The following is a 23,741-nucleotide window of genomic DNA, read 5'->3' as shown; positions in this document are numbered from 1 at the left end:
AAAAAAGACATAGTAGGTAAGCGTATACACTTGAATTGTTTACGAAACGTGTGAATGATTGGGGTTACGCAAATGATAACGGTTATGATAAGATAAACGTATTGTAAATTTAAGATAGTTTGAAGTGAAAGGATTAAGACTATGGGAACCGTACATATTGAAGATATTATTATTGCAAACCAGCGATTAAAAGACGTTGTCACTCATACACCTTTGCAGTTAAATCAAGTATTATCAGAAAGGTATGAATGTAATGTTTATTTGAAACGAGAGGACTTACAAGTAGTCCGTTCATTCAAGATCCGTGGAGCTTTTCATCAAATATCAAGTTTATCTAGAGAAGAGTTAAATAATGGCATTGTTTGTGCAAGTGCGGGTAATCACGCTCAAGGTGTCGCATATTCTTGCCGTACATTACGAATCAATGGAAAAATCTTCATGCCATCAACAACTCCTCGTCAAAAGGTGGATCAAGTTAAATTTTTTGGAAAAGAATACGTAGAAGTTGTTTTGTCTGGAGACACATTTGATGATTCTTTTAATGAAGCGATGAGTTATTCCAATGAAAACAATAAAGCATTTATCCATCCTTTCGATCAAGAAAAGATCGTTGCAGGTCAAGGGACTGTTGGAATGGAAATTATGAATGACATTGAGGAGAATATTGATTTTCTTTTTGCTTCTATTGGTGGTGGTGGCTTAATTAGTGGGACGGGGATCTATATAAAAAGTATTAGTCCGCATACGAAAATTGTGGGTTGTGAACCCGCTGGAGCACCAGCAATGAAGGAATCATTAAAACAAGGAAAAGTTGTTGAGCTAGAGAAAATTGATAAATTTGTTGACGGAGCAGCCGTGAAAAAACCAGGCGAAATTCCATTTGAAATTTGTCAAAATATTTTAGAAGATATCGTCCTCGTTCCTGAAGGGAAAATTTGTACAACCATTCTTGAATTATATAACCAAAATGCGATTGTCTGTGAACCTGCTGGAGCTATGCCAATTACGGCATTAGATTTTTATAAAGATGAAATTAAAGGAAAGAACGTCGTATGTGTGGTTAGTGGAGGTAACAATGATATTGGTCGTATGCAGGAAATGAGAGAACGCTCTTTAATTTACGAAGGATTACAATATTACTTTATTATTCAATTCCCACAACGAGCAGGTGCATTAAGAGAATTTATTCAAGAGGTTGTTGGTCCAGATGATGATATCACTCGTTTTGAATATACAAAGAAAAACAACAAATCAAACGGGCCGGTCTTGCTTGGAATCGAATTGAAGAGTCCGGAGGATTATCCTGGCTTAATCAAGCGTCTTGAGAAAAAAGGATTTGATTACCAAGAGATAAATAAAGATAAAAGCCTTTTTCACCTACTTATATAAATATAACTATTTAGATCTATGGCCTTTAAGGAGGAGTTCATAAGTGAACGAAGAAAAAGGGATTTTACTTGAAAGTGGGACAAATGAACTAGAAGTCATCGTCTTTCAGGTTGGAACAGGCACATTTGGGATTAATGTTATGAAGGTAAGAGAGATCATACAAGCTCCTCCTGTAACGTCAATACCAAATGCTCATCCTCATATTGAAGGCATTATTCGTTTAAGAGATGAAGTACTTACTGTTGTTAATTTAACAAAAGTATTAGGATTGCCACCTTCTGAGAATCCAGAACATGATAAATTAATTGTTTCAGAACTAAACCAAATTAAGGTAGCTTTTAGAGTACAGAATGTTTCTAGAATCCATCGTATTTCTTGGGAACAAATTGAGAAGCCGACAGAGTTATCTCAAGGGCTACAAAATGCATCAACAGGGATTGTAAAGATGGATGATCAGATGATATTATTACTTGACTTTGAAAAGATTGTCGTTGATATAAACCCTGAAAAAGGCATCAATGTAAAGCAAGTGAAGTCATTAGGTGAAAGAGAGAGAAGTTATAAAAAAATTGTGGCAGCAGAAGATTCAGCGATGTTACGAAAGCTTCTCCACGAAACTCTTTCTGAAGCTGGATATGACCAAGTAACCTTTTTTGATAATGGAAGAGCAGCTTGGGATTACTTAACTTTCTTAAAAGAAGACCCAAAAGTAGATATTAATCAGGAAGTACAACTGATTATTACGGATGTTGAAATGCCGCAAATGGACGGACACCATTTAACAAAACGAATTAAGGAAGATGAACAATTATCAGGATTACCTGTTGTCATTTTTTCTTCGTTAATTACAGATGATGTCTACCATAGAGGGAAGGGTGTTGGAGCTAATGCCCAAATCAGTAAGCCAGATATCGTTAAGCTCATTCAAATTATTGATCAATTAATTTTATAAAAGGGAAAGAATGATAAGGTTTTATTTCGTCTAGAAAACGAATTTTAAAACTAATTATCATTTTTTTTTGTTTGAAAATGAATGGAATTATGCATATTCTTTTGTATGATCTTTTTACTTTATCAACTCTGATACACTTTTCTGATAATTCTGATGAATAAAAATTCATTTATATGCATTGACGGAGAGTTTTCGATCAGATATGGTAGATAGTGTAATAGATAAATAGGGGGTGGAAACGATGGCAGAGCGCATGAAAATGGTTTCTTTAGTTATCTTGGGGTTAATTCTCACTTCTTTTGGCTTGAAATTTTTAGCGATGCACGAGTTAACTTTTGGAGGAACAGCAGGACTTGCGACAGTATTGACCTTTCTTGGCACGTGGTCGTGGGGTGTGCTGTTTTTCTTAGCGAATGTACCTTTTTTCTGGATGTCTTTCAAGAAGCTCGGAAAATGGTTTACGATCTCTAGTTTTATGTCCATTATTGGGATCTCTATTATTCGTGACGCTTTAGATTTAATTCCTTTTTTCTCCGTTCCTATGTGGCTTGCAACCATCCTTGCAGGTTTATGTATTGGTTTTGGAGTTACTCTTGTATTAAACAATGGTTCTTCTCTCGGTGGTATTCACATTTTAGCTTTATACCTTGATCAGAAATGGAATATTAACCGTGGAATTACGATATTTTTATGTGACTTATTAATTGTTATTTTTGCTGGGTTACTAGTAGGGTGGGGCAATGCTCTTTTATCTATATTTACCATTTTTGTAGCAAGTACGATTATTGGAAGATATAAAAAATCACCTATAAAAGAAGCAATTCAAGGCGTGTATAGCGAAGTAAGTTCTAGAACAGCTAATGAAGCTTAAAATTTAACTGAAACAAAGAAGGTTGCTTAAATAGCAACCTTCTTTGTCTCTATTAAAAACGTTTAGCTCCTAAGTATCTCTGTGACCAATAAGGTTGTTCAAGGGAGGCTGTAGTAACTCCCGTAGAAGATCCGGCGTGAATGAATGATCGATCACCTAAGTATATGCCAGCGTGAAAAGACCCATTTTTATAAGTGGTAAAGAACACAATATCTCCAGGCTGTAAATTGGAAACAGGCTGCCCTTCTTGATATAAATCTGTTGTTGTTCGAGGGAGGTTTTTCCCGTGTTTATTAAAGACGTACTGAATAAAGCCGCTGCAGTCAAAACCAACAGGCGATGTACCTCCCAAAACGTAAGGCGTACCTTTTAAAGATGAAGCGGTTTTTGTAAGGTTTGAATGATTAGATTTTGTTTCATGTACAGTTTGAGTTGTTTCTACTTTTACTTCATTTGCTTTAGTTGGTTGTTGGATGTTAGGTGTTTGAACCTCGGCTGTGGTTGCTAGCATAGCTTTTGTTTTAGGTCCGATAATACCATCAACTTGTAATCCGTGTGTTTGTTGAAATCACCTGACGGCCGCAGCTGTTTTAGGTCCGAAAATACCGTCTACCCCACTATAATAACCATGTTCATGAAGTTGTTGCTGAAACTCGGTGATTTAATTACCACGATCACCTTGACTGAAAATTCTAACCGATTCTCCTTTGATGGCTAAGGAGAATCGGTCTGAAGTCAGTGCTTGATTAGGGTCATTTGGTTCTTCCTGGATTTTCACTGTTGTTGCATTGTTTATATTAATTTGCACATCACTTGAATGTAACAAGTGGCCAATAGTCTCAGGACCGGCTATTCCATCCCTCTTTAATGAATGTTTTTCTTGATATGTAGCGACTGCTTGCTTAGTAAGAACGCCGTAGATCATCTTGCTTGCCCTTAAAAAGTAGTCAAAAACTTTTAAATAACTTTGTATCTCATAAACCTGTGTCCCGGTTGCCCCGAATTGAAGAATTTGGTTTACTTGAAGTTTTTTTTACTCGAAATAGGTTTTGTCGAAGCTTCGACATGGCTATCGTTTAGAGGCATGGCTAATACAGTTCCAAACATAGCGGTTGACAGGATTAGAGAGCTTGTAGTCTTTGCATTCATGATGATTCCCTCCTGAAATTAGTTAGTTTTGTTGGGTAATCTACCATTTATTTTATATAGTGAAGCTCCTTGCTAGAACTGTCTATTGGTTTTGCTAATTCTTTAGACATGCTATACTTAGTGTATGTAAAAAGGATTGGGAGTGATTGTTATGCGGTTACAGGATAAAAAAGTGATGGCGATAGTTGATGAGGAATTTGAAGATTTAGAACTTTGGTACCCGATCATGCGTTTGCAGGAAGAAGGGGCTACCGTTCACTTAGTGGGAGCTGAAAAAGGAAAAACATACATAGGGAAATATGGAGTTCCAGCTACGACTGATTTGGCGTTTAAAGATATAAAATCCGAGAACTATGATGGGATTTTAGTTCCAGGAGGATGGGCTCCAGATAAATTGCGTCGGTATAGTGAAGTGTTGCAGTTTGTAAAAGAGATGGATCACGATAAAAAACCAATTGGTCAAATTTGTCATGCTGGTTGGGTACTTATTTCGGCAAAGGTTTTGAATGGAAGAAGGGTTACAAGTACACCAGGTATTCGTGATGATATGGAAAATGCAGGTGCAAAGTGGCTGGATGAAGCCGTCGTGGTCGATGGACATATTATTTCAAGCAGAAGACCTCCAGATTTACCTCCATATGCAAAAGCTTTTGCAGATGCACTAGCGGATTAAAGTGGTGATGTCATGGAATTTCATTTTTTAGGAACGGGATCAGGCGTCCCCTCAACCACTCGAAATGTAAGCGGATTGGTTGTCCGCTTTCTACAAAAGAAGAGTACCCAATGGTTGTTTGATTGCGGAGAGGCGACACAGCATCAGATCCTACATACTCCCATTTCTTTATCAAAAATTGAACGAGTTTTTATCAGTCATCTTCACGGTGATCACTTATTTGGACTACCTGGTTTATTGTGTTCTCGTTCCGCACAAGGAGCCAAATCTCCTTTAACCATTTATGGACCTCTTGGAATCGAAACGTTTATTGAAACTGCATTAAATGTATCAAAATCTTATCTTGGTTATGAGGTATCATATGTTCCAGTTCATGAGGGGGTTATTTTTGAAGATGCAACGATTGCAGTCGAAGCGATCGAACTTGATCATGTGATGCCTAGCTTTGCTTTTAAGATCATTGAAGCAGATAAGCCCGGGGCGTTAAATGTTGAAAAGTTAAAAGAAATAGGTGTGGAACCAGGGCCTATCTTTCAGAGAATTAAAAATGGAGAGGTCATCGAACTTGAAGGTGGAAAGATGATTGACGGTTCTAAGTATATTGGGGAGAATAAAATTGGTCGTAAAATAGTCATAGCCGGAGACACAAGACCATTAAAAAAAATGAAGGAATTTTCAAAAGGAGTAGACCTTCTTATTCATGAGGGGACATTTCGATATGATAAAAAAAATCATGCTGATCAATTTGGCCATTCAACGATTTCAGATGTTGCGTTAATAGCCAAGGAGGCTAAAGTAGGACTATTGATCTTGACGCATATCAGTTCCCGATATGCAGGAGAGGAAGAAGAACTACTAGAAGAAGCTCAGCGGACATTTACAGAGTCGCTCATTGCACATGATTTAATGGTGTACAAGTTAATGAATAACAACTAAGTAAGATGCGCAAAGTAAGATCAGGAATTCAACTATAGTAGGAGGAATGATCATGGCAGAGCGTACTCAAGTTGCACAATTTCTTGAAGAAGTAGAAATGGCATTACAAGGGGCCCAACAGGTTTTTGATGATTCACAACGTGTCCAAGCTGGTGATCCGGAACACTATATGAAAGTACAAAGTCAATTACAACAATTGGATGACGAGCTTGATACCCTATTACATGCAGCTGCGCCAGAGCAACGTGATGAATTATATCGTGCTCAAATTCAAGTTCATCAAATGCAAAATCATTTTATTCTAAAGCGTTAATAAAAAAGCGGGCATCCTTACTTAGGGTGTTCGCTTTTTTCGACTTGTATGTATAAAGAAATCGATCATTACTCAAGCATGTTTCATTATTTTCTGGTAAAATAGATAATGATGAAATGAGGGAAAATAGATGGAGGAAATTGTAAGTAACGTACTGGATAAAAAGTTAGCAGCCAGAGAACGACTAACGATTGTTTTTGTGTATACTCCATTATGTGGTACATGTAAATTAGCAGAGGGGATGTTACGAGTTGTTGAATCTAGTTTTGAATCATTACCAATGTATAGTCTAAATATCAATCACTCACCAACTTTTGCGCAACAATGGAAAATACAAAGTGTTCCATGTTTACTTGTGTTTCAAAAAGGACTAGGAGTTGAACGTATCTATGCATTTGGTTCTATTGGTTTCCTTTATAACAAGTTAAAACCTTATGCGACTGCTTGGACTTTACAAAAAACAAATACAAATGAAAGGGGAAATGAATGATGTCAATGGCTTATGAAGAATACATGCGTCAAGTGGTTTTGCCGATGAGATCGGAATTAACTGAAAATGGATTTAAAGAATTAACTACGGCCGAGGAAGTTAAACAGTATATGGAGGAGGCTGAAGGGACAACTTTGGTTGTAATCAATTCAGTTTGTGGATGTGCAGCCGGTTTAGCACGACCTGCAGCCGTTACATCGCTTCAACATGACAACACTCCTGACCATATTGTGACTGTATTTGCGGGTCAAGATAAGGAAGCTACTGCTGAAATGCGGTCTTATTTTTCAGAAATACCGCCATCCTCACCATCAATGGCTATCTTAAAAGGAAAAGAAGTCGTTCACTTTATTCCTCGTGAGCAAATTGAAGGTCAAACCCCAGAAAGCATTATCCGTAATTTAGCGATGGCTTATAATAAACATTGTAGTATATAAGCTGAAAGAAGGTGACTCTAAATAAAGAGTCACCATTTTTTTGTAAAGGATGATGCAATCATGAAAAAAGCACCGGTTTTTATATTGCCTAGTGTAAAAGAAGGCGATTGGACACTTGAAGATGCAACTAAGAAAGTAACCATGTTAACATTCTGGACGTCTTGGTGTCCGGATTCGCAAAGAGATCTGCAAGCAAAGCATACGTTGTATAAGTCGCTTCATACCAATGACATTGAAATGGTGATGATTCATGTGACCGGTAGAGATCCTGATGTTGATGTATCAGCCTTTCTACAGGAGCATAACTATACGTTTCCTGTTTTAAAAGACACTGGAACAAAAGTCTATGATCAGTATCATTGTATGGGTGTCCCAACAACTGTTCTAATTGACGAAAATAAAAACATAGCTTTTATCTATCACGATAGGTCTACGATTATGGACATTATGCAAGGTGTAGCAACCTTGATAGGACCTTAATCATTAAGGTCTAACCCCATAAAATATAACTCTTCCCATTGTTTCAATATTTGGATATCCACCTTGCTTATAGATTTCTACAACGTGTTCGCGGTTATAAGGTACACGATTTAAATGAAGACGGTGTCTACCTTCTTCAATGTCAGCAATCAAATAAGAGGCAAGTGGATGTCCATCAAATGGCATTCCGACACTTCCGGTATTTACGACATTCTTACCGTGCATCGACCTTATAAAAGGGTGATGGATATGCCCGTATACATAAAGGTCCGCTTCGTCACGTTGCATAATCGTTTCTTCAATCTTAGTGGTATCATCAGGCAAGACTACATCAAACAAACTAGTTGGAGTAGCGTGAAATGCATGAACAATTGAATCTAACCCGTCATCAAGAATGAGCTCAGTTGGAAGATTTTTTAAATATTTCAGATCTTCTTCATCAAGGCGTTGGAGTGTCCAGTCCCGCTCCAAGTTCATGATTTCAAGAGAGCTCTCGGGAACTTCACCTTGTTGAATCCCACGAACGAGCCACTCATCCGCATTACCTTTGATAACATCTGCATCTAAGCTACGAATAATGTCTAGGACACGTTTCGGTTCTGGACCGCGGAAACATAAGTCTCCAAGAAAACAAATCTTATCTACTTGCTGTAATCGTACATCTCTTAAAACGGCTTCTAAAGCAGTCGCGTTTCCATGAATATCAGATAAAAAAGCTATTCTCATATGTAAACCCTCCCTTTTTACTTATTATAACAGACAAGCTTAAAATTTCATGTTTCAAATCCTTTTCATTTGTGATTCTTTTGTTTATTGAAGAGTAAACCGTGTGGTTGGCAGGATTTTTACAGCTATGATAAGATCAAGTAGAGATTAAAAAGAAGAGAAATTGGAGGTTAAACTTATGTATATTACATCTATTGAACCAACACCAAGTCCCAATACCATGAAATTAACTTTAAGTGAAAGTCTGGGTGAAAGTGCTAGAAATAGTTATAACGAAAAAAATAAAAATGAAGCCCCAACCTACATACAACAACTATTTGAAATTGATGGTGTTAAAGGTGTCTATCACGTTGCCGATTTTATTGCGATTGATCGTCATCCTAAAAAAGATTGGAAAGAAATCCTTCCTCAAGTACGTACGATGTTTGGAGAAGATGTTAATGCCACCGTACAGGAAAATCAAGTAAATGATCACTTTGGTGAAGTGAATGTTGCGATTCAAATGTTTAAAGGGATACCAATGCAAATTAAATTAACAGATGGAGAACAAGAGAAAAGAGAAGGTCTGCCTGATCGTTTTGTCCAAGCTGTTGCTAAAGCTCAAAAGCCTGATGACAATGTGGTAATGGCTCGGAAATGGGTTGATAAAGGGGTGCGCTATGGCGATTTAGATGAAATCGCTAAGGAAGTAGCCGATGAATTATCTGCCGCTTATTCTCAGGAGCGGTTGAATGGACTTGTAGCAATGGCAAATGGAACAGAAGATATTCAAGCTGCTCAACGTGAGCGTTTCATTGATGTGACGCTAGCTATGCTAGGTCAAGAGGATTGGCGTGATCGCTACGCGGTATTAGAGAGAATGGATCCAAAACAAAAGGATATCCCTGTTTTGGAAAAAGCATTGCAGGATGAAAAAGCGTCCATTAGACGATTAGCAACCGTTTACTTTGGGATGATCGAGACTGAAGCCGTATTGCCTTATTTGTACAGAGCGCTTAAAGATTCATCTGTTACGGTACGTCGGACAGCTGGAGACTGTTTATCGGACTTAGGCAATGCAGATGCCATTCCTGCGATGATTGAAGCGTTAAATGATAAAAATAAATTAGTACGTTGGCGTGCAGCGATGTTTCTTTACGAAGTAGGAGACGAAAGAGCTGTAGAGCCTTTAAGGGAAGCTGAATCAGATCGAGAGTTTGAAGTTGCTCTACAAGTGAAGATGGCACTTGCTCGAATTGAAGGTGGAGAAGAAGCGAAGGGCTCTGTCTGGAAACAAATGACCGAATCCCGTAAACAAAATGATTAGAGGTGTTAAAAATGACAAAAGATGAAGTCATTGCCAAATTAGAGAGTCTTGGTATGGAAGATATGCTAGAAATGATTGAAGATGCCGAAAAAGGTCATCTAGAAGAGTTAGAATTAGTAGAGTCAATTGGCCTGCTTTATGATCGGAATCTAAATGAGGCTCTTTTAAATGTATTAAGAGAACTTGGTGTCTCAATCGTATTTATAACGGATGAAGAAGAAGAGTAAATTACATGAGAGGGGGCAATAACTTGCGCCTTGAACCATCTCAACCTCTATCGAAAAAAGCATTGCCGCTTTGGAGACTACAAGCTTTTTTTGAAAGTCTTTTTGTAGCACTTGTTCCAATTGGATATGGTGTTCTACTTTATTTTTTTGACTTTCGAGTATGGGTCTTATGGCCTTTAATTACAGGTTATCTGGTTTATATTATTGTAACAGTTTTAATCATACCTCCAATGCGTTGGAAGCGTTGGCGGTATGATGTACTTGCAGATGAAATTGACCTTCAACGTGGTGTCTTTATTGTAAAACGTACGATAATTCCAATGACTAGGGTACAGTATGTAGATACAGAACAAGGGCCATTATCTAAAAGATACCAGTTAGCAACGGTTTCGATCTCTACAGCGGCAACAGTGCATCAAATTCCATCATTAACGATGGAAGTAGCCGATGAATTAAGAGACCGTATTGCGGAATTAGCAGCGGTGGCTGAAGATGAATGACTTTAAAAGACTTCATGTCGCAGCTATTTTCGTATCTTTTTTAACTGCTTTACGAAGCTTCTTAATCCCGCTTGTTTTGAGTCTATTTCTAGGGAGTTCAAATGAGCCGACGGGTTTTTTTCGATTTGAATATATTTGGATCGGTATTCTCCTTTTTATTTTCTTACAAGGAATTGGTCATTGGTTAACGTTTAGATACCGAATCATGGCAGGGGAACTCTATATACAAAGAGGAATTTTTGTAAAAAAGAAACGATACATCCAACAACAAAAAGTACAAAGTATTGATATTAGTGCAGGAGTGTTTCAACGTTTATTCGGCCTTGTAAAATTAAAAGTGGAAACAGCGGGTGGAGGAACTGAGCCAGAGCTTCATCTAAGTGCAGTAAGTAGGGAAGAAGCAGAAGATATTCGTGCTCAGTTACTTAGAAAGAATGAAACTTCTCACTCGGTGATGGATGAATCAGGTGAGATGACAATTGAAGCAGTTGAAGAAAAAGCTGATTATATCTGGTTCTTATCAAAAGGTCATTTACTAATTGCTGCACTTACGTCAAGTGGAATTGGCTTAACGATTTCTGCTGTTGCTGCATTGTTTAGTCAAGTTGAACAATTTTTACCGGAATCAATTTATGAGCAACTTTTTGGTTTTCTTGCTGAATCTGGACTAGCTCTTTTTATAGGGTTAGTTGTCATCATAATAATCTTATCCTGGTGTATTTCTTTTCTGGGAACGTTGTTGAAGTATGGTGGTTTTAAAATAGAAAAGCATGGAGAAGAGATTGTCATAACACGAGGTTTGCTCGAACAGCGGCAATTAACAATCCACACACATCGAGTGACAGCCATTCGTGTAGTTCGTAATATCTTTAGACAACCATTTGGCTTTGCAACGGTTTATGTCGAGAGTGCAGGTGGTGGGACGAATGATGAGCAGTTATCAACCGTGTTAATTCCTCTTGCTAGAATGAAAGATATTCGGGGTGTTTTTGAACGAATTTTACCGAATTACGCAATTGAATATCCGTTACAATCTGTACCTAGAAGAGCGTTAATTCGCTTTTTAATCCGAAATGCGATTACTCCATTAGTCGTAACCGTCTTAATAGGTTGGCTCATCAATCCAATTGCCTATTATGGTTTGATCATCGTGGTCATATGTCTAATCTTTGGTTACTTACAATACCGTGATTCAGGAGCTGGTTGTGACCATACACATTTTTGGTTACGTTATCGCAAAGTCAGCCAGGTCGTAGTCATTTCCGAACGGAAAAAGATTCAAGCCGCGGAAATAAGAACGTCTTTTTTCCAAAAACGAAAAGCATTGACTAGTTTTCGTTTTTCTATTCTCTCAAGTGTGGTGGGGAAGTCATTTATGGTGCTAGATTTAGATCGGGATTACGCCATGCATATGCTTAAATGCTTTATGACTAGCAACATAAAAGAAAAATAGGAACAAAGAGTTACCTAAGGTTTGGAGTAAATTCTTTCTAATTTGAAATAAAAAAATAAAAGCTCCCGTAAATCTATGGTTTGATCATTTACGGGAGCTTTTTCATTTACTTGCCTTAGTGGGAATATTCATTCGTATAAGTGACAATGGAACGTTTACCTTGTTCGGTTGTAAACTCAAAGCGATCATACACTTTATCGTTTTTATATCTGTGCAGTTCACGTTCATAGTGATGTTGAACGTGAACTATACCATCCGCTCCATTGTACGTTAAGAAATTGACACCTTTGAAAGATTTTTGACCATCGCCATCCAATAGTTGGGTTAAAAGCGAGTTATGACATTCTACTAAATCATCATGCTGTAATTGATGATGGGCCAAATTTTTTTCTAACGAAGCTAATGCTGTTGGTTCAAGTTCATTGAGTAAAATAACGTAAGGGTCAAACTGTTCCTTCGCTATGATAAAGACAGCACCTTCTTTTGGGGTATATCTGACCCCATTATCGGAAAGAAATGTACCATTAGACTCGTAAATTCCCGTAATCACTTGATCTTTATGTTTCCATGATATCTTAAACGGGCAATCTTGTAAGTCAAGTCGTTCATCCTGATCATCAATCAAGATATAACGATCCCCATCATGATGGAATGTGTATATAATAAATTCGCCATTCTCGTCATCTTCAGATTGTATGGCATGTAAATCAATGCCTATATCTTCAAAATAGGAGAGAACGGTCTTTTCTTTTTCCTCTAATAAAAGCTGTTCAGCTTGCAAATTATTCATGAAGACTTGTGCAGATTTTACTAAACTATTCTCATAGGATTCAGGAGTTTCTTGCTTGCAATCAGCTGATAATTTAGCTCCATCGAATTCTATAATTTGGTCCTCTTTATAAGGGAGCAACCGATCTTGATTGTTAGACTCATTTATTGCTGGTAGCATTAGAACAGCTTTAATTTGTACGACCCCTTTCCAAGGCTTTCGGGGCTCTGCGTTAATCTCTTTAAGGATAGCAATATAACAGCCTGCTACTCCATCATCTACTTTAATGAACTTTCCTATTAATGATTGTGCTTTTTTTCGGTCCATAAAACCCCTCACTTCTACAACAGTCTTGATGCATTGTAATCATAATCCATACTATTCCATTTTATTATAGACGTCTCTATTTTCTTAAAGCAAGTTATTACTTGTCATTATCAAATATTCAGCTATAACCTTTTCCTTTTCCTTTTTCTTGCTTTCGTAAATAATCTAATATGCCGATCGAGCAGATTTGTAAATCTAATTGAATATGTTCATACACGGGGTGACTTCTAGAAACGCCGAGCTCATCAAGTTCATTTTGTATAGAGGTGAGAAGTAACTGACTAAGTTGATTAACAGTGCCATTTCCTTCTTCTACATTCTTGCCTATTGAGACAAATCTCTCCAACCAATACTTTACTTGCTCGTACACTTTTACTGGTTGGTGTGAGGCGCTATAATGACCAAAAAAGATGGTGTCGACATGAAGAGATTGTATTCTTTCCAATGAAGCAATCATGGCTTCTGGATTAAATTGGTTAGGAGACGTTGATGGAAGAACAAAATGTATACCATCTTTGGCTAAGGACTCGTAATGAACACCTAAAGTATCTCCTGTAAAAATACCATTTGAACCCGGATCTAAAATACTGAAATGGTGGAAAGCATGACCTGGTGTATCATAAAAAGTTAAGTTGCAATTTGGTCCAATTTCAAGAGTGTCCAAATCATTTTTTATTAGCAACCGGTCTTCGTCAATAGGTATAATCGGTTGGAATAAAGCATCAAATTTATCTTGATAGACAGCTTGGGCACCGGCAATTAAACGAGAAGGATCTACTAAGTGACGGGCACCTTTAGGATGGACGATTAACTTTGCATTTGGGCATTTTTCAAGCAAAAGGCCAGCTCCACCGGCATGATCAAGGTGGATATGAGTGACGATTAAGTAATCAACTTGCTCCGGTAGAATAGCCAGTGTTTTTAACCCTTTAAGAATATGAGGGACTGAGGGACTTGGACCACTTTCAACTAACGTAATTTTTTCTTCTTGAATGACATATGTACCGGTTCTTTCTTTAAGGCCGAGATCAAAACCGTCGATAAGTGAAATTCTAGGTGATATCGATGTGATAGTAGACATACAACTAACCTCCCTACAAAATGAAAACACTTACAAATAGTGTAAGTGTATTAGTAGGAAGTGACAAGGATAATTTTTAAAATATGAAAGATCTTCTTACTACTCTTTATCATACCGTAATGATTGTAGTCTAAGGAGATGGTCCATCCGGTCAACTCTTAATTTCTCTAGACGTTCAACATAGTTAATGAGTGTAAGTTCCATTTTAGATAGAGCAATGTAGAGATTTTCCTTCTGATGAAGTTGGTGCTTTAGCGATAAAGATAAATATGTGTGAATCAAGGATGGGATGTCGTCCTTGAACATCCGTCGGACTGTATGTCTCTCTTCAAAATCTAACAGTAAGAAATCTTCTTTCAATTTTTCAGCCTGTTGCAGTAGCCTTTGAAGTCGACTTTCGATTACTGGATCAAGAGAGAATTGTTTTACGGTTTGCACGTACCGTTTTGATTCTTCAAGTAAGAGCAAGACATCTTTAGTTGAAGTCTCTTGTAAAAGGTTTTGTTGGTTCGTTAATATCTCTTTCGATGGTTGACCCATAGACACAGTTTCATTGGAATAAGCTAAATCTAATTGATGAATACGATAAAAAAGTGTATGGAACATAGGAGATTCACGAATAGCACGAATGTGCGCTCGTCCATCTTTTATATAACGAATGCTTGCTTCTTTACAAAGACCAACACCATTTTGAGCTTTCATATATTTTCGATAGCATGTAATGACAAAGCGCTTTTTTATCGGTGAGGTAGAGTTTTTGTGATCCATCATCACAATTGTAATTGTAGAATGGGTGATCTTAACTTTTATTTGCCACTCTTTTTGTTTCCGACGTACAGTACGTTTCTTATTGTAAGAAGGGGCATTTTGGGCCATGCGTTCTAAAAGCTTTTCCGAATCTTCAATTAAACTTCTAGTTGATTTATCTCTTATTAAATGTTCATCAATAGGCTTTTTATGAGCGGGGGTGAAGAAGGACTTTACTTTGTCAATTAACTCCATATAAAACTCCTCCTCTCCAACGAATGACAAGTGTTAATTTAGTAATTTTGTCTGCATTTCTTTATTTAATGTATCTAATTCCTTAATAAATTGTTGACCTGACTGAACGATTTTCTCATTAGATTTCTCAGTTAATTCAATCGCTTCAAATACATTGTTATAAGCTTTTCTAAAAGATTCAATCGCAATAGCAGGTTCTTCCAATGTTTTAAGTGTTTGTTCAGTATTTTGTTTTAACAACTCTGAATTCGATAATAGCATTGATTCTGTTGCTTCATTAACATTTTTAACTGCTTTAATGACCTTTTGTTGGTTAGACAAGGCCAATTGAATGGAAGCTGAAACCGTAATGACATTTTTAGTCATGGTAATCGCGTTAAAAATGGCTTCCTCTAGTTTGTCATTGTTTTCAACAATTAAATCAACCGATGCTAAGGATTGTTGAAGGACCATAACGGCTTGCGACATGTTTTTTACACGAGAAGTTACTTTTAACTGTCCCTTTTTTAACTCATTTGGATTGTCGGCCCATTGTTCTTTTGTCATTTCGTCTTCGAGCATCCGGTTGAGCTGCTGACCAAGTTCAATTTGTTCATTTAGATTATTTATTCTTTTTCGTGCTGTGTCTTTTAATTGATGCAGCATTAGAGAGTCTTCCTGCAATTTATCCTTACCACTAAGGAGACCTTCCACAATGGAATCTACTTGAGCTTCTACTGTTTGATACTTTCGTGCATATTGTTCAATAGGGTTTCTGCGAAGCAGCTTGTTGACCCATTTTTTAGTTTGACTCGCTTTTAAATAATTAGGCTCTAGTTGACTAACGGTTTCTTTTAATTGGTGCAACTGAGTAGGCAATTGATTAGATTGATCCTGCATCATTTCTTTTACAGGCCTTTTTAAGGCTTCAAGAGATTCTCCTGCTTCACGTTGCTCATTTTCACCTAGTGTATCTAATGAAGAAAGAAGTTTGGACATGTCTTTATCTTCTTTATATTGATTTAATAAACTGTGGGTATTGTCGGATTGGTTAATCATTAATATGCCTCCTTCTAATCACGATCTATTGTCTTTACGTGATGATGTTTCAAATTGTTTCAAGTCAAGTAATATTATGATGGATTTTCTCTTTGAATACAATCATATCAAACCGCAAGAAGAAAAAGACAAATGAGAGAGTACTTGATCCTGTGTATAAAAATTAGATTAATGTAGGGGATTATTTTATGATTAAGTTAATGATAGTAGAGGTGATAAAAATGTGTTTACTTGCAATGGCATTAAATGTCCATCCGATTTACAAGCTGATTATTTGTGCAAACAGAGATGAATTTTTTAGTCGACCAACTAAACGCCCTTATTACTGGGAAGAGGTACCTAACGTTTGGGCAGGAAAAGATTTATTGAAAGGTGGTACTTGGATGGGGGTTCATCGCAATGGTAAGGTCGCTGCTGTCACGAATGTACGAGAATATCCCAATGGATTGAGAGGAGAAGCTGAGTATTCTCGAGGGAAACTCGTTTTGGATTTTCTAACGACATCCGTACGTGTAAATGAATATTTGACCCAGCTGGAGTTAAGTGAAACTCAATTTGAAGGGTATAATTTAATATTTGGTCAAAAAGATGAATGGTTCTATATGTCCAATCGAGCGAAAAAGACAAAACTCAAGCAGGGTTTTCATGTAGTTAGCAATGCTGACTTACAAACAGATTGGCCTAAAACTGTGCGAATGAAAGAAAAATTTAAAATAATTTGTCAAACTAATGAACAAGAGCAACTATTCATTGAACTATGCATGAATATGTTAAGAGATGACGAACTATTTCATGATAGTGAGTTACCAGATACAGGTATTGGAATGAAACGTGAACGTCAGCTTTCATCCATTTTTATTAATGGAAGAACTTATGGTACGCGCGCTTCGACAATAATTTTAATGGACAGTGAAGGGCGAATGAAGTTTGTCGAACAAGGGTACGGACCAGAAGGAGTAAAACTAAAACGAATTGAAAAAGAATGGAGTCAGTAATAACATTTTTATAGAAAAGCAATTAAGATGTTCGGAAAGGTGAATTTTTATACAAATGCATTTTATTATTATGCAAAGTTAGACATTGTGGTGAATTCTCTAAAACGTAAAAAAAACGGTAAAACCACACGGCAGGAAGCGCTTTCATAGATATTTATATTAAATTTTAATTTGCCGAAATGTCAGAAAAATGATATGATCTTGTATATTAGCTCATGAGATTTTGGGGAGAGTTGATTGATTTTTACTTTTTTGGAGAAAGGGTTGATGCCAATGCGGTACTCACAATTACCGAAGAAACAAGGCCTATATGATCCACAATTTGAGCATGATAATTGTGGCATCGGCTTTTTAGCCCATATGAAAGGGAAGAAATCGCATCAAATAGTTGAAGATGCCCTTCATATTTTGCGAAACTTGGAACATCGTGGCGGGCAAGGTGATGAAGTTAATACGGGAGATGGTGCAGGAATCTTATTACAAATACCTCATCATTTTTTCGAAAAGGTCTGTTTGGCAGATGGTGTAACTCTTCCTGAAACAGGCGAGTATGGAGTAGGGATGCTGTTTTTGCCACAGGATGAAGAAGCAAGGGAATGTTGCGAGAAAGGTTTAGAAGCCATTATAGAAAAAGAAGGTATGGAGCTTCTAGGCTGGCGTACAGTTCCTGTTGATGATTCAATGCTTGGTAATGCGGCAAAAGCAGCTATGCCATATATTCGTCAATTATTTATTAAAAGAAACCCAGGCTTAAAGACGGAATTAGATTTCGAACGTAAATTGTATGTCATTCGTAAACGTGCAGAAAAAGAATTAATCTCATTTGTACCAGAAGACGAATCGTTCTATTTTGCTAGTTTATCTAGTCGTACAATTGTCTATAAAGGGATGTTGACAACAGAACAAGTTGATCAATTCTTTTTAGATATTCCGGATCCAGATTTTGAGACAGCCATTGCACTTGTTCACTCAAGATTTAGTACAAATACGTTCCCAAGTTGGGAAAGAGCACATCCGAATCGCTATATGATTCATAATGGTGAGATTAACACGGTCAAAGGAAATGTAAACTGGATGCATGCTCGTGAAGCAATGTTTGAATCCGATGCGTTCGGAAGTGATTTAGAAAAAATTCACCCAGTTGTTGATAAAGATGGATCAGATTCATCTATGTTTGATAACACAATTGAATTTTTATCGCTATCTGGTCGATCGATGGCTCACTCAGCTATGATGATGATTCCAGAGCCGTGGCAAAATGATGAACATATGTCGCCTGAAAAGAAAGCATTTTATGAGTTTCATAGCACATTAATGGAACCATGGGATGGACCAACGGCCATTGTATTCACAGATGGAAAACAAATTGGAGCATGTTTAGACCGTAACGGACTACGTCCGTCTCGTTACTATGTAACAAAAGATGACTATATTATCATGTCATCTGAAGTTGGGGTCTTAGATATTGAACCAGAAAATATCTTATATAAAGAACGTCTTCATCCAGGGCATATGTTACTAGTTGACACAGAAGAAGGTCGTATTATTCCTGATGATGAAATTAAGCACCAAATCGCAAGTGAACATCCATATGAAGATTGGGTAAATGATCACCTAATTCAAATTGAAGATGTTCTTGAAACAGCTCATGTTGAAAATACCGATTTTAAAAATTTAGGTACTCGTCAGCTTGCTTTTGGTTACACATATGAAGAGTTGTCAAAAGTCATTCAACCAATGGTTAAAGAAGGTGTTGATCCAGTAGGTTCAATGGGATATGACTCACCGCTTGCGGTTTTGTCTAAACGTCCTCAACTTTTATATAACTACTTCAAGCAATTATTTGCTCAAGTTACTAATCCGCCAATTGATGCCATTCGTGAAGAAGTTGTTACAGCAATGGGTACAACCATTGGTGCTGAGCGTAACCTATTAAATCCAGAGCCACTTAGCTGTCGCCATATTCACCTTCCGTATCCGATTCTGGATAATGAAGAGTTAGCGAAGCTTCGTCATAATAAAATGGAAGGCTTTAAATCTATCACTTTACCAATTACATTTGATGTTTCTAAAGAAGATAACCAGTTAGAAGATGCATTAAACTCTTTATTCGCTCGCGCTGATGCGGCAATAAAAGCTGGTCATACTCTAATTATCTTGAGTGATCGTGGGGTGAGTGCAACACAAGCCGCTATTCCAGCACTACTTGCGGTATCTGGGCTTCATCATCACCTAATTCGTCAAGGTACGAGAACACAAGTAAGCCTATTGGTTGAGTCTGGTGAGCCAAGAGAAGTCCATCATTTCGCTTGTTTGCTTGGATTTGGAGCAGAAGCTATTAACCCATATCTTGTTTTCGATTCTATTGATGGATTAATTCAAGATGGATTACTTGAAGAAATTTCTTATGTAGAAGCTGTTAACAAATATGTGAAAGCTGCTTCAAAAGGAATTATGAAAGTATTATCAAAAATGGGTATTTCAACCATTCAAAGTTACCGTGGTGCTCAAATCTTTGAGGCAGTTGGCATTCACGAGTCCGTTGTTGATAAGTACTTCACTTGGACGACAACAAGAATTGGTGGAATAAATCTAGAAATCATTGAAAAAGAAGTTCGTACACGTCACAGTCGTGCTTATTCAGATCAAGAAGGCGTTGATAAAGCATTAGACCCAGGTGATGATTTACAATGGCGTCGTAATGGGGATCCACACCAATACAACCCTCATACAATTCACATGCTTCAAAATGCATGTCGTACGAACAATTTTAATCTTTTTAAGAAATATTCAAATGCTATTAATGAACAAACGAAAGAACAAACAACATTACGTGGGTTACTGGCTTTTAAAGAAGGACGCACATCTATTTCACTTGATGAGGTAGAGCCAGTAGAAGAAATCTTCAAACGGTTCCGTACAGGTGCAATGTCGTTTGGATCGATTTCTCAAGAAGCGCATGAAACACTAGCTATTGCAATGAACCGTATTGGCGGGAAGAGTAATACAGGTGAAGGTGGAGAAGATCCGAACCGTTTTACACCAGATGAAAATGGGGATTTGCGCCGTAGTTCTATCAAGCAAGTTGCTTCTGGTAGATTTGGAGTAACAAGTCACTACCTTGTGAATGCTGATGAGATTCAAATCAAGGTTGCTCAAGGGGCTAAGCCTGGTGAAGGTGGTCAATTACCAGGAAACAAGGTTTATCCTTGGGTAGCGGAAGTTCGTGGTTCTACACCTGGAGTTGGTTTAATTTCACCACCACCACATCATGATATCTATTCAATCGAGGATTTGGCTGAATTGATTCATGATTTAAAAAATGCGAATCCTACTGCAAAGGTCAGTGTTAAGCTTGTAGCTGGTACTGGAGTTGGTACGATTGCTGCAGGTGTTGCAAAAGGTCGCGCTGATGGAATTATTATTAGTGGTTATGATGGTGGTACAGGCGCTGCTGCGAGAACTAGTATTAAACATACAGGTCTTCCTTGGGAGATTGGGCTTGCAGAAACGCATCAAACGTTGCTTCTTAATAACTTACGTGATCGTGTTACATTAGAAACAGATGGTAAGCTTATGACAGGACGCGATGTCGTTACAGCAGCTTTACTTGGAGCAGAAGAGTTTGCCTTTTCTACTGCACCACTAGTTGTATTAGGCTGTATTGTGATGCGTGTTTGTCACCTTGATACTTGTCCTGTTGGAATTGCGACTCAGAACCCTGAATTACGTAAGAAGTATATGGGGCAAGCTGAGCATGTTGAAAACTTTATGCGCTTTGTAGCCGAAGAAATTCGTGAACTAATGGCTGAGCTAGGAATTCGTAAAATTGACGAATTGATTGGTCGTACAGACTTACTAGAGATGAATAAGAATGTTGATAACTGGAAGGCTGAACATCTAGATTTATCAAATCTTCTTTATCAACCGAAACCAGATAACCATGAACGGAATTATTGCACAAAGAGTCAAGATCATCAATTAGAGGCTTCTTTAGATATGAGAGAGTTACTAGCTGTAAGTCAACCTGCTCTTGAACGTGGTGAGAAGGTTCATGCTCAATTCCCTATTAAAAACGTAGATCGCGTTGTTGGAACGATTGTTGGTAGTCATATTAGCAAGCGATACGGAGCAAAAGGTTTACCAGAAGATACAATTACCTTTGATTTTAAAGGATCTGCAGGTCAAAGCTTTGGTGCATTTATACCAAAAGGTATGACATTGCGTTTAGAGGGTGATGCCAATGATTACACAGCAAAAGGTTTATCAGGTGGTAAGATCATCGTTTATCCACCTGTAGCTTCAACTTTTAAGGCTGAAGACAATATTCTAATTGGTAACACGTCATTCTACGGAGCAACTAGTGGAGAAGCCTACATCAACGGTATTGCTGGTGAACGTTTCGCTGTGCGTAACTCTGGAGTAAAAGTTGTTGTTGAGGGTGTTGGCGATCACGGTCTTGAATATATGACTGGTGGTGTGGTTGTTAACCTAGGAACTGTTGGAAAGAACTTTGCTGCTGGTATGTCTGGTGGTGTGGCATTTGTTCTTGATGAGGACGGAACATTCGATAAGAAGTGTAATAAAGAAATGGTTCATCTTGAGCCTGTAATTGAAACAAAAGATATTGATCAATTACGTACGTTACTTGAAAACCATTCTTCTTATACGAAGAGTACTCGTGCTGCAGACATTCTTACAAATTGGAATGACTATTTAACGAAATTTGTAAAAGTAATTCCAAAAGATTATAAAAGAATGCTTGAAGCAATTGATCGAGTGAAACAAGAAGGACTTACGGACGTGGATGCGGTCATGGTTGCTTTTGATGAAAATAAAAGTGACAAGACTCGTGTAAGCGGGAAATAATAGATGACTTACAAACGATTCCGCTCTTAAGCTAGTAAGCTTAAGAGAGGGTCGTTTCCCTGAGTTATTTGCCTTCTTAATTGTTAGAGAAGAAGAAGATTGGAGTGAATGCGATGGGGAAGCCAACTGGATTTATAGAATATAAAAGAGAGAATCCTACAAAACGAGATCCTTTTGAACGTACTAAAAGTTGGAAGGAATTTCAAATTTTAATGCCTGAACCAGTTTTACGTCAACAAGGAGCACGCTGTATGGATTGTGGCGTTCCTTTTTGTCAAACTGGAACAACAATAGACGGGTCTGGAGAAATTGGTTGTCCTGTTTATAATTTGATTCCTGAATGGAATGACTTAGTTTACCGCGGAAAGTGGAAAGAAGCTCTAGATCGTCTTCATAAAACAAATAATTTTCCTGAATTTACAGGAAGAGTATGTCCTGCACCTTGCGAGGGTTCCTGTACAGTTGCGATCAGTGATGATGCGGTCTCTATCAAAAGTATTGAGTACCATATTGTTGAACGAGGCTTCCAAGAAGGGTGGATTGTTCCACAACCTCCTTTGAAAAGATCAGGTAAAAAAGTGGCAGTAGTTGGTTCTGGCCCAGCTGGTCTAGCAGCAGCAGCTCAGCTTAATAAAGCAGGGCATTTAGTTACAGTTTTTGAAAGAGAAGATCGAATTGGAGGACTCCTTACTTACGGAATTCCTGATGTGAAACTCGCAAATGAAACGGTTGAAAGACGTGTAAGCATTCTTGAAAAAGAAGGAATCACGTTTAAGACCAACGTAGAAATTGGAAAAGATATTTCTGCGACTGATTTAAAGAATGAATTTGATTCAGTTCTTTTATGTACAGGAGCAACGAAGCCTCGTGATGTTGAGGTTGAAGGCCGTGAGTTAAAAGGAATTCATTTTGCAATGGACTTTTTAACTGAAAATACGAAAAGCCTTTTAAACTCTAATCATCAAGATGGAAAATACACATCAGCAAAAGGGAAAAACGTAATTGTCATTGGTGGCGGAGATACAGGTGTAGACTGTATTACGACATCTGTTCGTCACGGAGCAAAATCAATTACTCAATTTGATATTAACCGTCAAAAGCCAGATGAGCGTAGTGATAAGAATCCTTGGCCACTATTTCCCATTGTCCATACTGTTGAAGACGGACAAAAAGAAGCTAAAGCAGTTTATGGACAGGACCCTCGTAGTTACCAAGTGAGTACAACGAAATTTGTTGGTGATGAGAACGGTCATGTTAAAGAAATTCACACAATTGGTGTTGAAACGACAATCGATGCAAGTGGTAGAAAGATTCGTACACCAATTCCTGGCACAGAAAAGGTTTGGCCTGCAGATCTAGTTCTATTAGCGGTAGGTTTCACAGGACCTGAAGAGCGTATCCTAGAGGAACTCTCAATTGATACCACTTCACGTTCTACTATTGAGGCTGAATATGGTAAGTATATGACAAGTGTAGCGGGAGTTTTTGCTGCTGGTGATAATCGTCGTGGACAAAGTCTTGTTGTATGGGCTATTCATGAAGGGCGCGAAGCCGCAAGAGAGTGCGATCGTTACTTAATGGGAAGTTCTAATTTACCATAGTATTTCACAATTTTTAATCTATTTGTAATGGCGTTTTCATAGATTTCATGAGAGAATTATAGTATTAGAGTGCGTGTATGAAAATACAATTATGTTAGCCTGCTGTGAGTATTTACTCATAGCAGGCTCTCATAACAATAAGCGCTCATTAAAAAAT

At 37.6% G+C, this 23,741-nt stretch carries 25 protein-coding genes; 16 read left to right on the top strand and 9 right to left on the bottom strand.

Annotated elements, in window-relative coordinates:
* Positions 1–141 precede the first annotated feature (141 nt).
* The 3 genes from ilvA to PQ474_RS03980 all read left to right on the top strand — a co-directional run bounded on the left by ilvA (position 142) and on the right by PQ474_RS03980 (position 3,212).
* Entirely contained in the window at positions 142–1,389 is a 1,248-nt protein-coding gene (ilvA, locus tag PQ474_RS03990; RefSeq protein ID WP_273840731.1) for a threonine ammonia-lyase IlvA, read from the top strand.
* Between the two features lie 43 nt (positions 1,390–1,432).
* Positions 1,433–2,341, top strand: a complete 909-nt coding sequence (locus tag PQ474_RS03985; RefSeq protein WP_273840730.1) for a chemotaxis protein — start codon at positions 1,433–1,435, stop codon at positions 2,339–2,341.
* 241 nt (positions 2,342–2,582) lie between these two features.
* On the top strand, positions 2,583–3,212 hold the full coding sequence (locus PQ474_RS03980; RefSeq protein WP_273840729.1) for a YitT family protein: 630 nt from the start codon (positions 2,583–2,585) through the stop codon (positions 3,210–3,212).
* 52 nt (positions 3,213–3,264) lie between these two features.
* On the opposite strand, the gene PQ474_RS03975 is transcribed toward PQ474_RS03980, so the two are convergent.
* Genes PQ474_RS03975 through PQ474_RS03960 form a run of 4 tightly spaced genes read right to left on the bottom strand, consistent with a single transcriptional unit; the run spans position 3,265 to position 4,361 of the window.
* On the bottom strand, positions 3,265–3,723 hold the full coding sequence (locus PQ474_RS03975) for a C40 family peptidase (RefSeq protein ID WP_273840728.1): 459 nt from the start codon (positions 3,721–3,723) through the stop codon (positions 3,265–3,267).
* A gap of 57 nt (positions 3,724–3,780) precedes the next feature.
* Positions 3,781–3,873, bottom strand: a complete 93-nt coding sequence (locus PQ474_RS03970; RefSeq protein ID WP_273840920.1) for a peptidoglycan-binding domain-containing protein — start codon at positions 3,871–3,873, stop codon at positions 3,781–3,783.
* Positions 3,874–4,224 carry a peptidoglycan-binding domain-containing protein gene (locus PQ474_RS03965; protein ID WP_273840919.1) on the bottom strand — a complete coding sequence of 117 codons (351 nt, stop codon included), beginning with the start codon at positions 4,222–4,224 and terminating at the stop codon, positions 3,874–3,876.
* 5 nt (positions 4,225–4,229) lie between these two features.
* Entirely contained in the window at positions 4,230–4,361 is a 132-nt protein-coding gene (locus PQ474_RS03960; protein ID WP_273840727.1) for a hypothetical protein, read from the bottom strand.
* A gap of 151 nt (positions 4,362–4,512) precedes the next feature.
* On the opposite strand from PQ474_RS03960, the gene PQ474_RS03955 reads away from it, so the two are divergent.
* The 6 genes from PQ474_RS03955 to PQ474_RS03930 all read left to right on the top strand — a co-directional run bounded on the left by PQ474_RS03955 (position 4,513) and on the right by PQ474_RS03930 (position 7,690).
* The gene (locus PQ474_RS03955; protein WP_273840726.1) at positions 4,513–5,034 is read left to right on the top strand and encodes a type 1 glutamine amidotransferase domain-containing protein; all 522 of its coding nucleotides are present in this window, start codon (positions 4,513–4,515) and stop codon (positions 5,032–5,034) included.
* Between the two features lie 12 nt (positions 5,035–5,046).
* A complete protein-coding gene (rnz, locus tag PQ474_RS03950) occupies positions 5,047–5,970 on the top strand; it encodes a ribonuclease Z (protein ID WP_273840725.1) in 924 nt (307 codons plus the stop codon).
* A 52-nt stretch (positions 5,971–6,022) separates the two neighbouring features.
* A complete protein-coding gene (locus tag PQ474_RS03945) occupies positions 6,023–6,283 on the top strand; it encodes a DUF2524 family protein (RefSeq protein WP_273840724.1) in 261 nt (86 codons plus the stop codon).
* 130 nt (positions 6,284–6,413) lie between these two features.
* A complete protein-coding gene (locus PQ474_RS03940; RefSeq protein ID WP_273840723.1) occupies positions 6,414–6,773 on the top strand; it encodes a thioredoxin family protein in 360 nt (119 codons plus the stop codon).
* A complete protein-coding gene (locus tag PQ474_RS03935; protein WP_273840722.1) occupies positions 6,773–7,210 on the top strand; it encodes a BrxA/BrxB family bacilliredoxin in 438 nt (145 codons plus the stop codon). Before PQ474_RS03940 ends, PQ474_RS03935 begins: the two co-directional genes overlap by 1 nt.
* Before the next feature lie 60 nt (positions 7,211–7,270).
* On the top strand, positions 7,271–7,690 hold the full coding sequence (locus PQ474_RS03930) for a TlpA disulfide reductase family protein (RefSeq protein ID WP_273840721.1): 420 nt from the start codon (positions 7,271–7,273) through the stop codon (positions 7,688–7,690).
* Positions 7,691–7,693: 3 nt separating this feature from the next.
* Here the strand turns inward: PQ474_RS03930 and PQ474_RS03925 are convergent, their stop codons facing one another.
* Positions 7,694–8,416 carry a metallophosphoesterase family protein gene (locus PQ474_RS03925; RefSeq protein ID WP_273840720.1) on the bottom strand — a complete coding sequence of 241 codons (723 nt, stop codon included), beginning with the start codon at positions 8,414–8,416 and terminating at the stop codon, positions 7,694–7,696.
* Positions 8,417–8,594: 178 nt separating this feature from the next.
* Here PQ474_RS03925 and PQ474_RS03920 point away from each other — a divergent pair, with 178 nt between their 5' ends.
* The 4 genes from PQ474_RS03920 to PQ474_RS03905 are packed head-to-tail and all read left to right on the top strand — an operon-like array spanning position 8,595 to position 11,902.
* Positions 8,595–9,722: a conserved virulence factor C family protein gene (locus tag PQ474_RS03920; RefSeq protein WP_273840719.1), complete on the top strand. Its 1,128-nt coding sequence runs from the start codon at positions 8,595–8,597 to the stop codon at positions 9,720–9,722.
* Between the two features lie 11 nt (positions 9,723–9,733).
* On the top strand, positions 9,734–9,949 hold the full coding sequence (locus PQ474_RS03915) for a hypothetical protein (protein WP_273840718.1): 216 nt from the start codon (positions 9,734–9,736) through the stop codon (positions 9,947–9,949).
* Positions 9,950–9,972: 23 nt separating this feature from the next.
* Entirely contained in the window at positions 9,973–10,449 is a 477-nt protein-coding gene (locus PQ474_RS03910) for a PH domain-containing protein (protein ID WP_273840717.1), read from the top strand.
* A complete protein-coding gene (locus PQ474_RS03905) occupies positions 10,442–11,902 on the top strand; it encodes a PH domain-containing protein (RefSeq protein ID WP_273840716.1) in 1,461 nt (486 codons plus the stop codon). The genes PQ474_RS03910 and PQ474_RS03905 overlap by 8 nt, the downstream gene beginning before the upstream one ends.
* 115 nt (positions 11,903–12,017) lie before the next feature.
* Here the strand turns inward: PQ474_RS03905 and PQ474_RS03900 are convergent, their stop codons facing one another.
* The 4 genes from PQ474_RS03900 to PQ474_RS03885 all read right to left on the bottom strand — a co-directional run bounded on the left by PQ474_RS03900 (position 12,018) and on the right by PQ474_RS03885 (position 16,059).
* Positions 12,018–12,998 carry a DUF2777 family protein gene (locus PQ474_RS03900; protein ID WP_273840715.1) on the bottom strand — a complete coding sequence of 327 codons (981 nt, stop codon included), beginning with the start codon at positions 12,996–12,998 and terminating at the stop codon, positions 12,018–12,020.
* A 118-nt stretch (positions 12,999–13,116) separates the two neighbouring features.
* Positions 13,117–14,079, bottom strand: a complete 963-nt coding sequence (locus PQ474_RS03895) for an MBL fold metallo-hydrolase (protein WP_273840714.1) — start codon at positions 14,077–14,079, stop codon at positions 13,117–13,119.
* A 99-nt stretch (positions 14,080–14,178) separates the two neighbouring features.
* On the bottom strand, positions 14,179–15,081 hold the full coding sequence (locus tag PQ474_RS03890) for a hypothetical protein (RefSeq protein ID WP_273840713.1): 903 nt from the start codon (positions 15,079–15,081) through the stop codon (positions 14,179–14,181).
* Positions 15,082–15,114: 33 nt separating this feature from the next.
* Entirely contained in the window at positions 15,115–16,059 is a 945-nt protein-coding gene (locus tag PQ474_RS03885; RefSeq protein ID WP_390186682.1) for a toxic anion resistance protein, read from the bottom strand.
* 248 nt (positions 16,060–16,307) lie between these two features.
* Between PQ474_RS03885 and PQ474_RS03880 the strand changes: the two genes are divergently transcribed.
* The 3 genes from PQ474_RS03880 (at position 16,308) to PQ474_RS03870 (ending at position 23,584) form a co-directional block, all read left to right on the top strand.
* Positions 16,308–17,114: an NRDE family protein gene (locus PQ474_RS03880; RefSeq protein WP_273840711.1), complete on the top strand. Its 807-nt coding sequence runs from the start codon at positions 16,308–16,310 to the stop codon at positions 17,112–17,114.
* A 273-nt stretch (positions 17,115–17,387) separates the two neighbouring features.
* Positions 17,388–21,983 (top strand): glutamate synthase large subunit, encoded by a 4,596-nt coding sequence (gltB, locus tag PQ474_RS03875; RefSeq protein ID WP_273840710.1) that lies wholly within the window; start codon positions 17,388–17,390, stop codon positions 21,981–21,983.
* 113 nt (positions 21,984–22,096) lie between these two features.
* Positions 22,097–23,584: a glutamate synthase subunit beta gene (locus PQ474_RS03870; protein ID WP_273840709.1), complete on the top strand. Its 1,488-nt coding sequence runs from the start codon at positions 22,097–22,099 to the stop codon at positions 23,582–23,584.
* Positions 23,585–23,741 lie beyond the last annotated feature (157 nt).

It is taken from the genome of Halalkalibacter alkalisediminis, assembly GCF_028610705.1.
Classification (GTDB): Bacteria; Bacillota; Bacilli; order Bacillales; family Bacillaceae_D; genus Halalkalibacter; species Halalkalibacter alkalisediminis.
Note: the sequence above shows the minus strand (reverse complement) of the source record. Positions and strands in the feature narration are given on the sequence as shown.

What these genes read in the sequence shown, in the direction of transcription:
- PQ474_RS03870 (WP_273840709.1), top strand. Translation starts at nt 22,097, where the DNA reads ATGGGGAAGCCAACTGGATTTATAGAATATAAAAGAGAGAATCCTACA.
- PQ474_RS03900 (WP_273840715.1), bottom strand. Translation starts at nt 12,998, where the DNA reads ATGGACCGAAAAAAAGCACAATCATTAATAGGAAAGTTCATTAAAGTA.
- PQ474_RS03945 (WP_273840724.1), top strand. Translation starts at nt 6,023, where the DNA reads ATGGCAGAGCGTACTCAAGTTGCACAATTTCTTGAAGAAGTAGAAATG.
- rnz (WP_273840725.1), top strand. Translation starts at nt 5,047, where the DNA reads ATGGAATTTCATTTTTTAGGAACGGGATCAGGCGTCCCCTCAACCACT.
- PQ474_RS03935 (WP_273840722.1), top strand. Translation starts at nt 6,773, where the DNA reads ATGTCAATGGCTTATGAAGAATACATGCGTCAAGTGGTTTTGCCGATG.
- gltB (WP_273840710.1), top strand. Translation starts at nt 17,388, where the DNA reads ATGCGGTACTCACAATTACCGAAGAAACAAGGCCTATATGATCCACAA.
- PQ474_RS03975 (WP_273840728.1), bottom strand. Translation starts at nt 3,723, where the DNA reads ATGCTAGCAACCACAGCCGAGGTTCAAACACCTAACATCCAACAACCA.
- PQ474_RS03885 (WP_390186682.1), bottom strand. Translation starts at nt 16,059, where the DNA reads ATGTCCAAACTTCTTTCTTCATTAGATACACTAGGTGAAAATGAGCAA.
- PQ474_RS03940 (WP_273840723.1), top strand. Translation starts at nt 6,414, where the DNA reads ATGGAGGAAATTGTAAGTAACGTACTGGATAAAAAGTTAGCAGCCAGA.
- PQ474_RS03895 (WP_273840714.1), bottom strand. Translation starts at nt 14,079, where the DNA reads ATGTCTACTATCACATCGATATCACCTAGAATTTCACTTATCGACGGT.
- PQ474_RS03880 (WP_273840711.1), top strand. Translation starts at nt 16,308, where the DNA reads ATGATTAAGTTAATGATAGTAGAGGTGATAAAAATGTGTTTACTTGCA.
- PQ474_RS03980 (WP_273840729.1), top strand. Translation starts at nt 2,583, where the DNA reads ATGGCAGAGCGCATGAAAATGGTTTCTTTAGTTATCTTGGGGTTAATT.
- PQ474_RS03890 (WP_273840713.1), bottom strand. Translation starts at nt 15,081, where the DNA reads ATGGAGTTAATTGACAAAGTAAAGTCCTTCTTCACCCCCGCTCATAAA.
- PQ474_RS03920 (WP_273840719.1), top strand. Translation starts at nt 8,595, where the DNA reads ATGTATATTACATCTATTGAACCAACACCAAGTCCCAATACCATGAAA.
- PQ474_RS03915 (WP_273840718.1), top strand. Translation starts at nt 9,734, where the DNA reads ATGACAAAAGATGAAGTCATTGCCAAATTAGAGAGTCTTGGTATGGAA.
- PQ474_RS03930 (WP_273840721.1), top strand. Translation starts at nt 7,271, where the DNA reads ATGAAAAAAGCACCGGTTTTTATATTGCCTAGTGTAAAAGAAGGCGAT.
- PQ474_RS03955 (WP_273840726.1), top strand. Translation starts at nt 4,513, where the DNA reads ATGCGGTTACAGGATAAAAAAGTGATGGCGATAGTTGATGAGGAATTT.
- PQ474_RS03925 (WP_273840720.1), bottom strand. Translation starts at nt 8,416, where the DNA reads ATGAGAATAGCTTTTTTATCTGATATTCATGGAAACGCGACTGCTTTA.
- PQ474_RS03960 (WP_273840727.1), bottom strand. Translation starts at nt 4,361, where the DNA reads ATGAATGCAAAGACTACAAGCTCTCTAATCCTGTCAACCGCTATGTTT.
- PQ474_RS03905 (WP_273840716.1), top strand. Translation starts at nt 10,442, where the DNA reads ATGAATGACTTTAAAAGACTTCATGTCGCAGCTATTTTCGTATCTTTT.
- ilvA (WP_273840731.1), top strand. Translation starts at nt 142, where the DNA reads ATGGGAACCGTACATATTGAAGATATTATTATTGCAAACCAGCGATTA.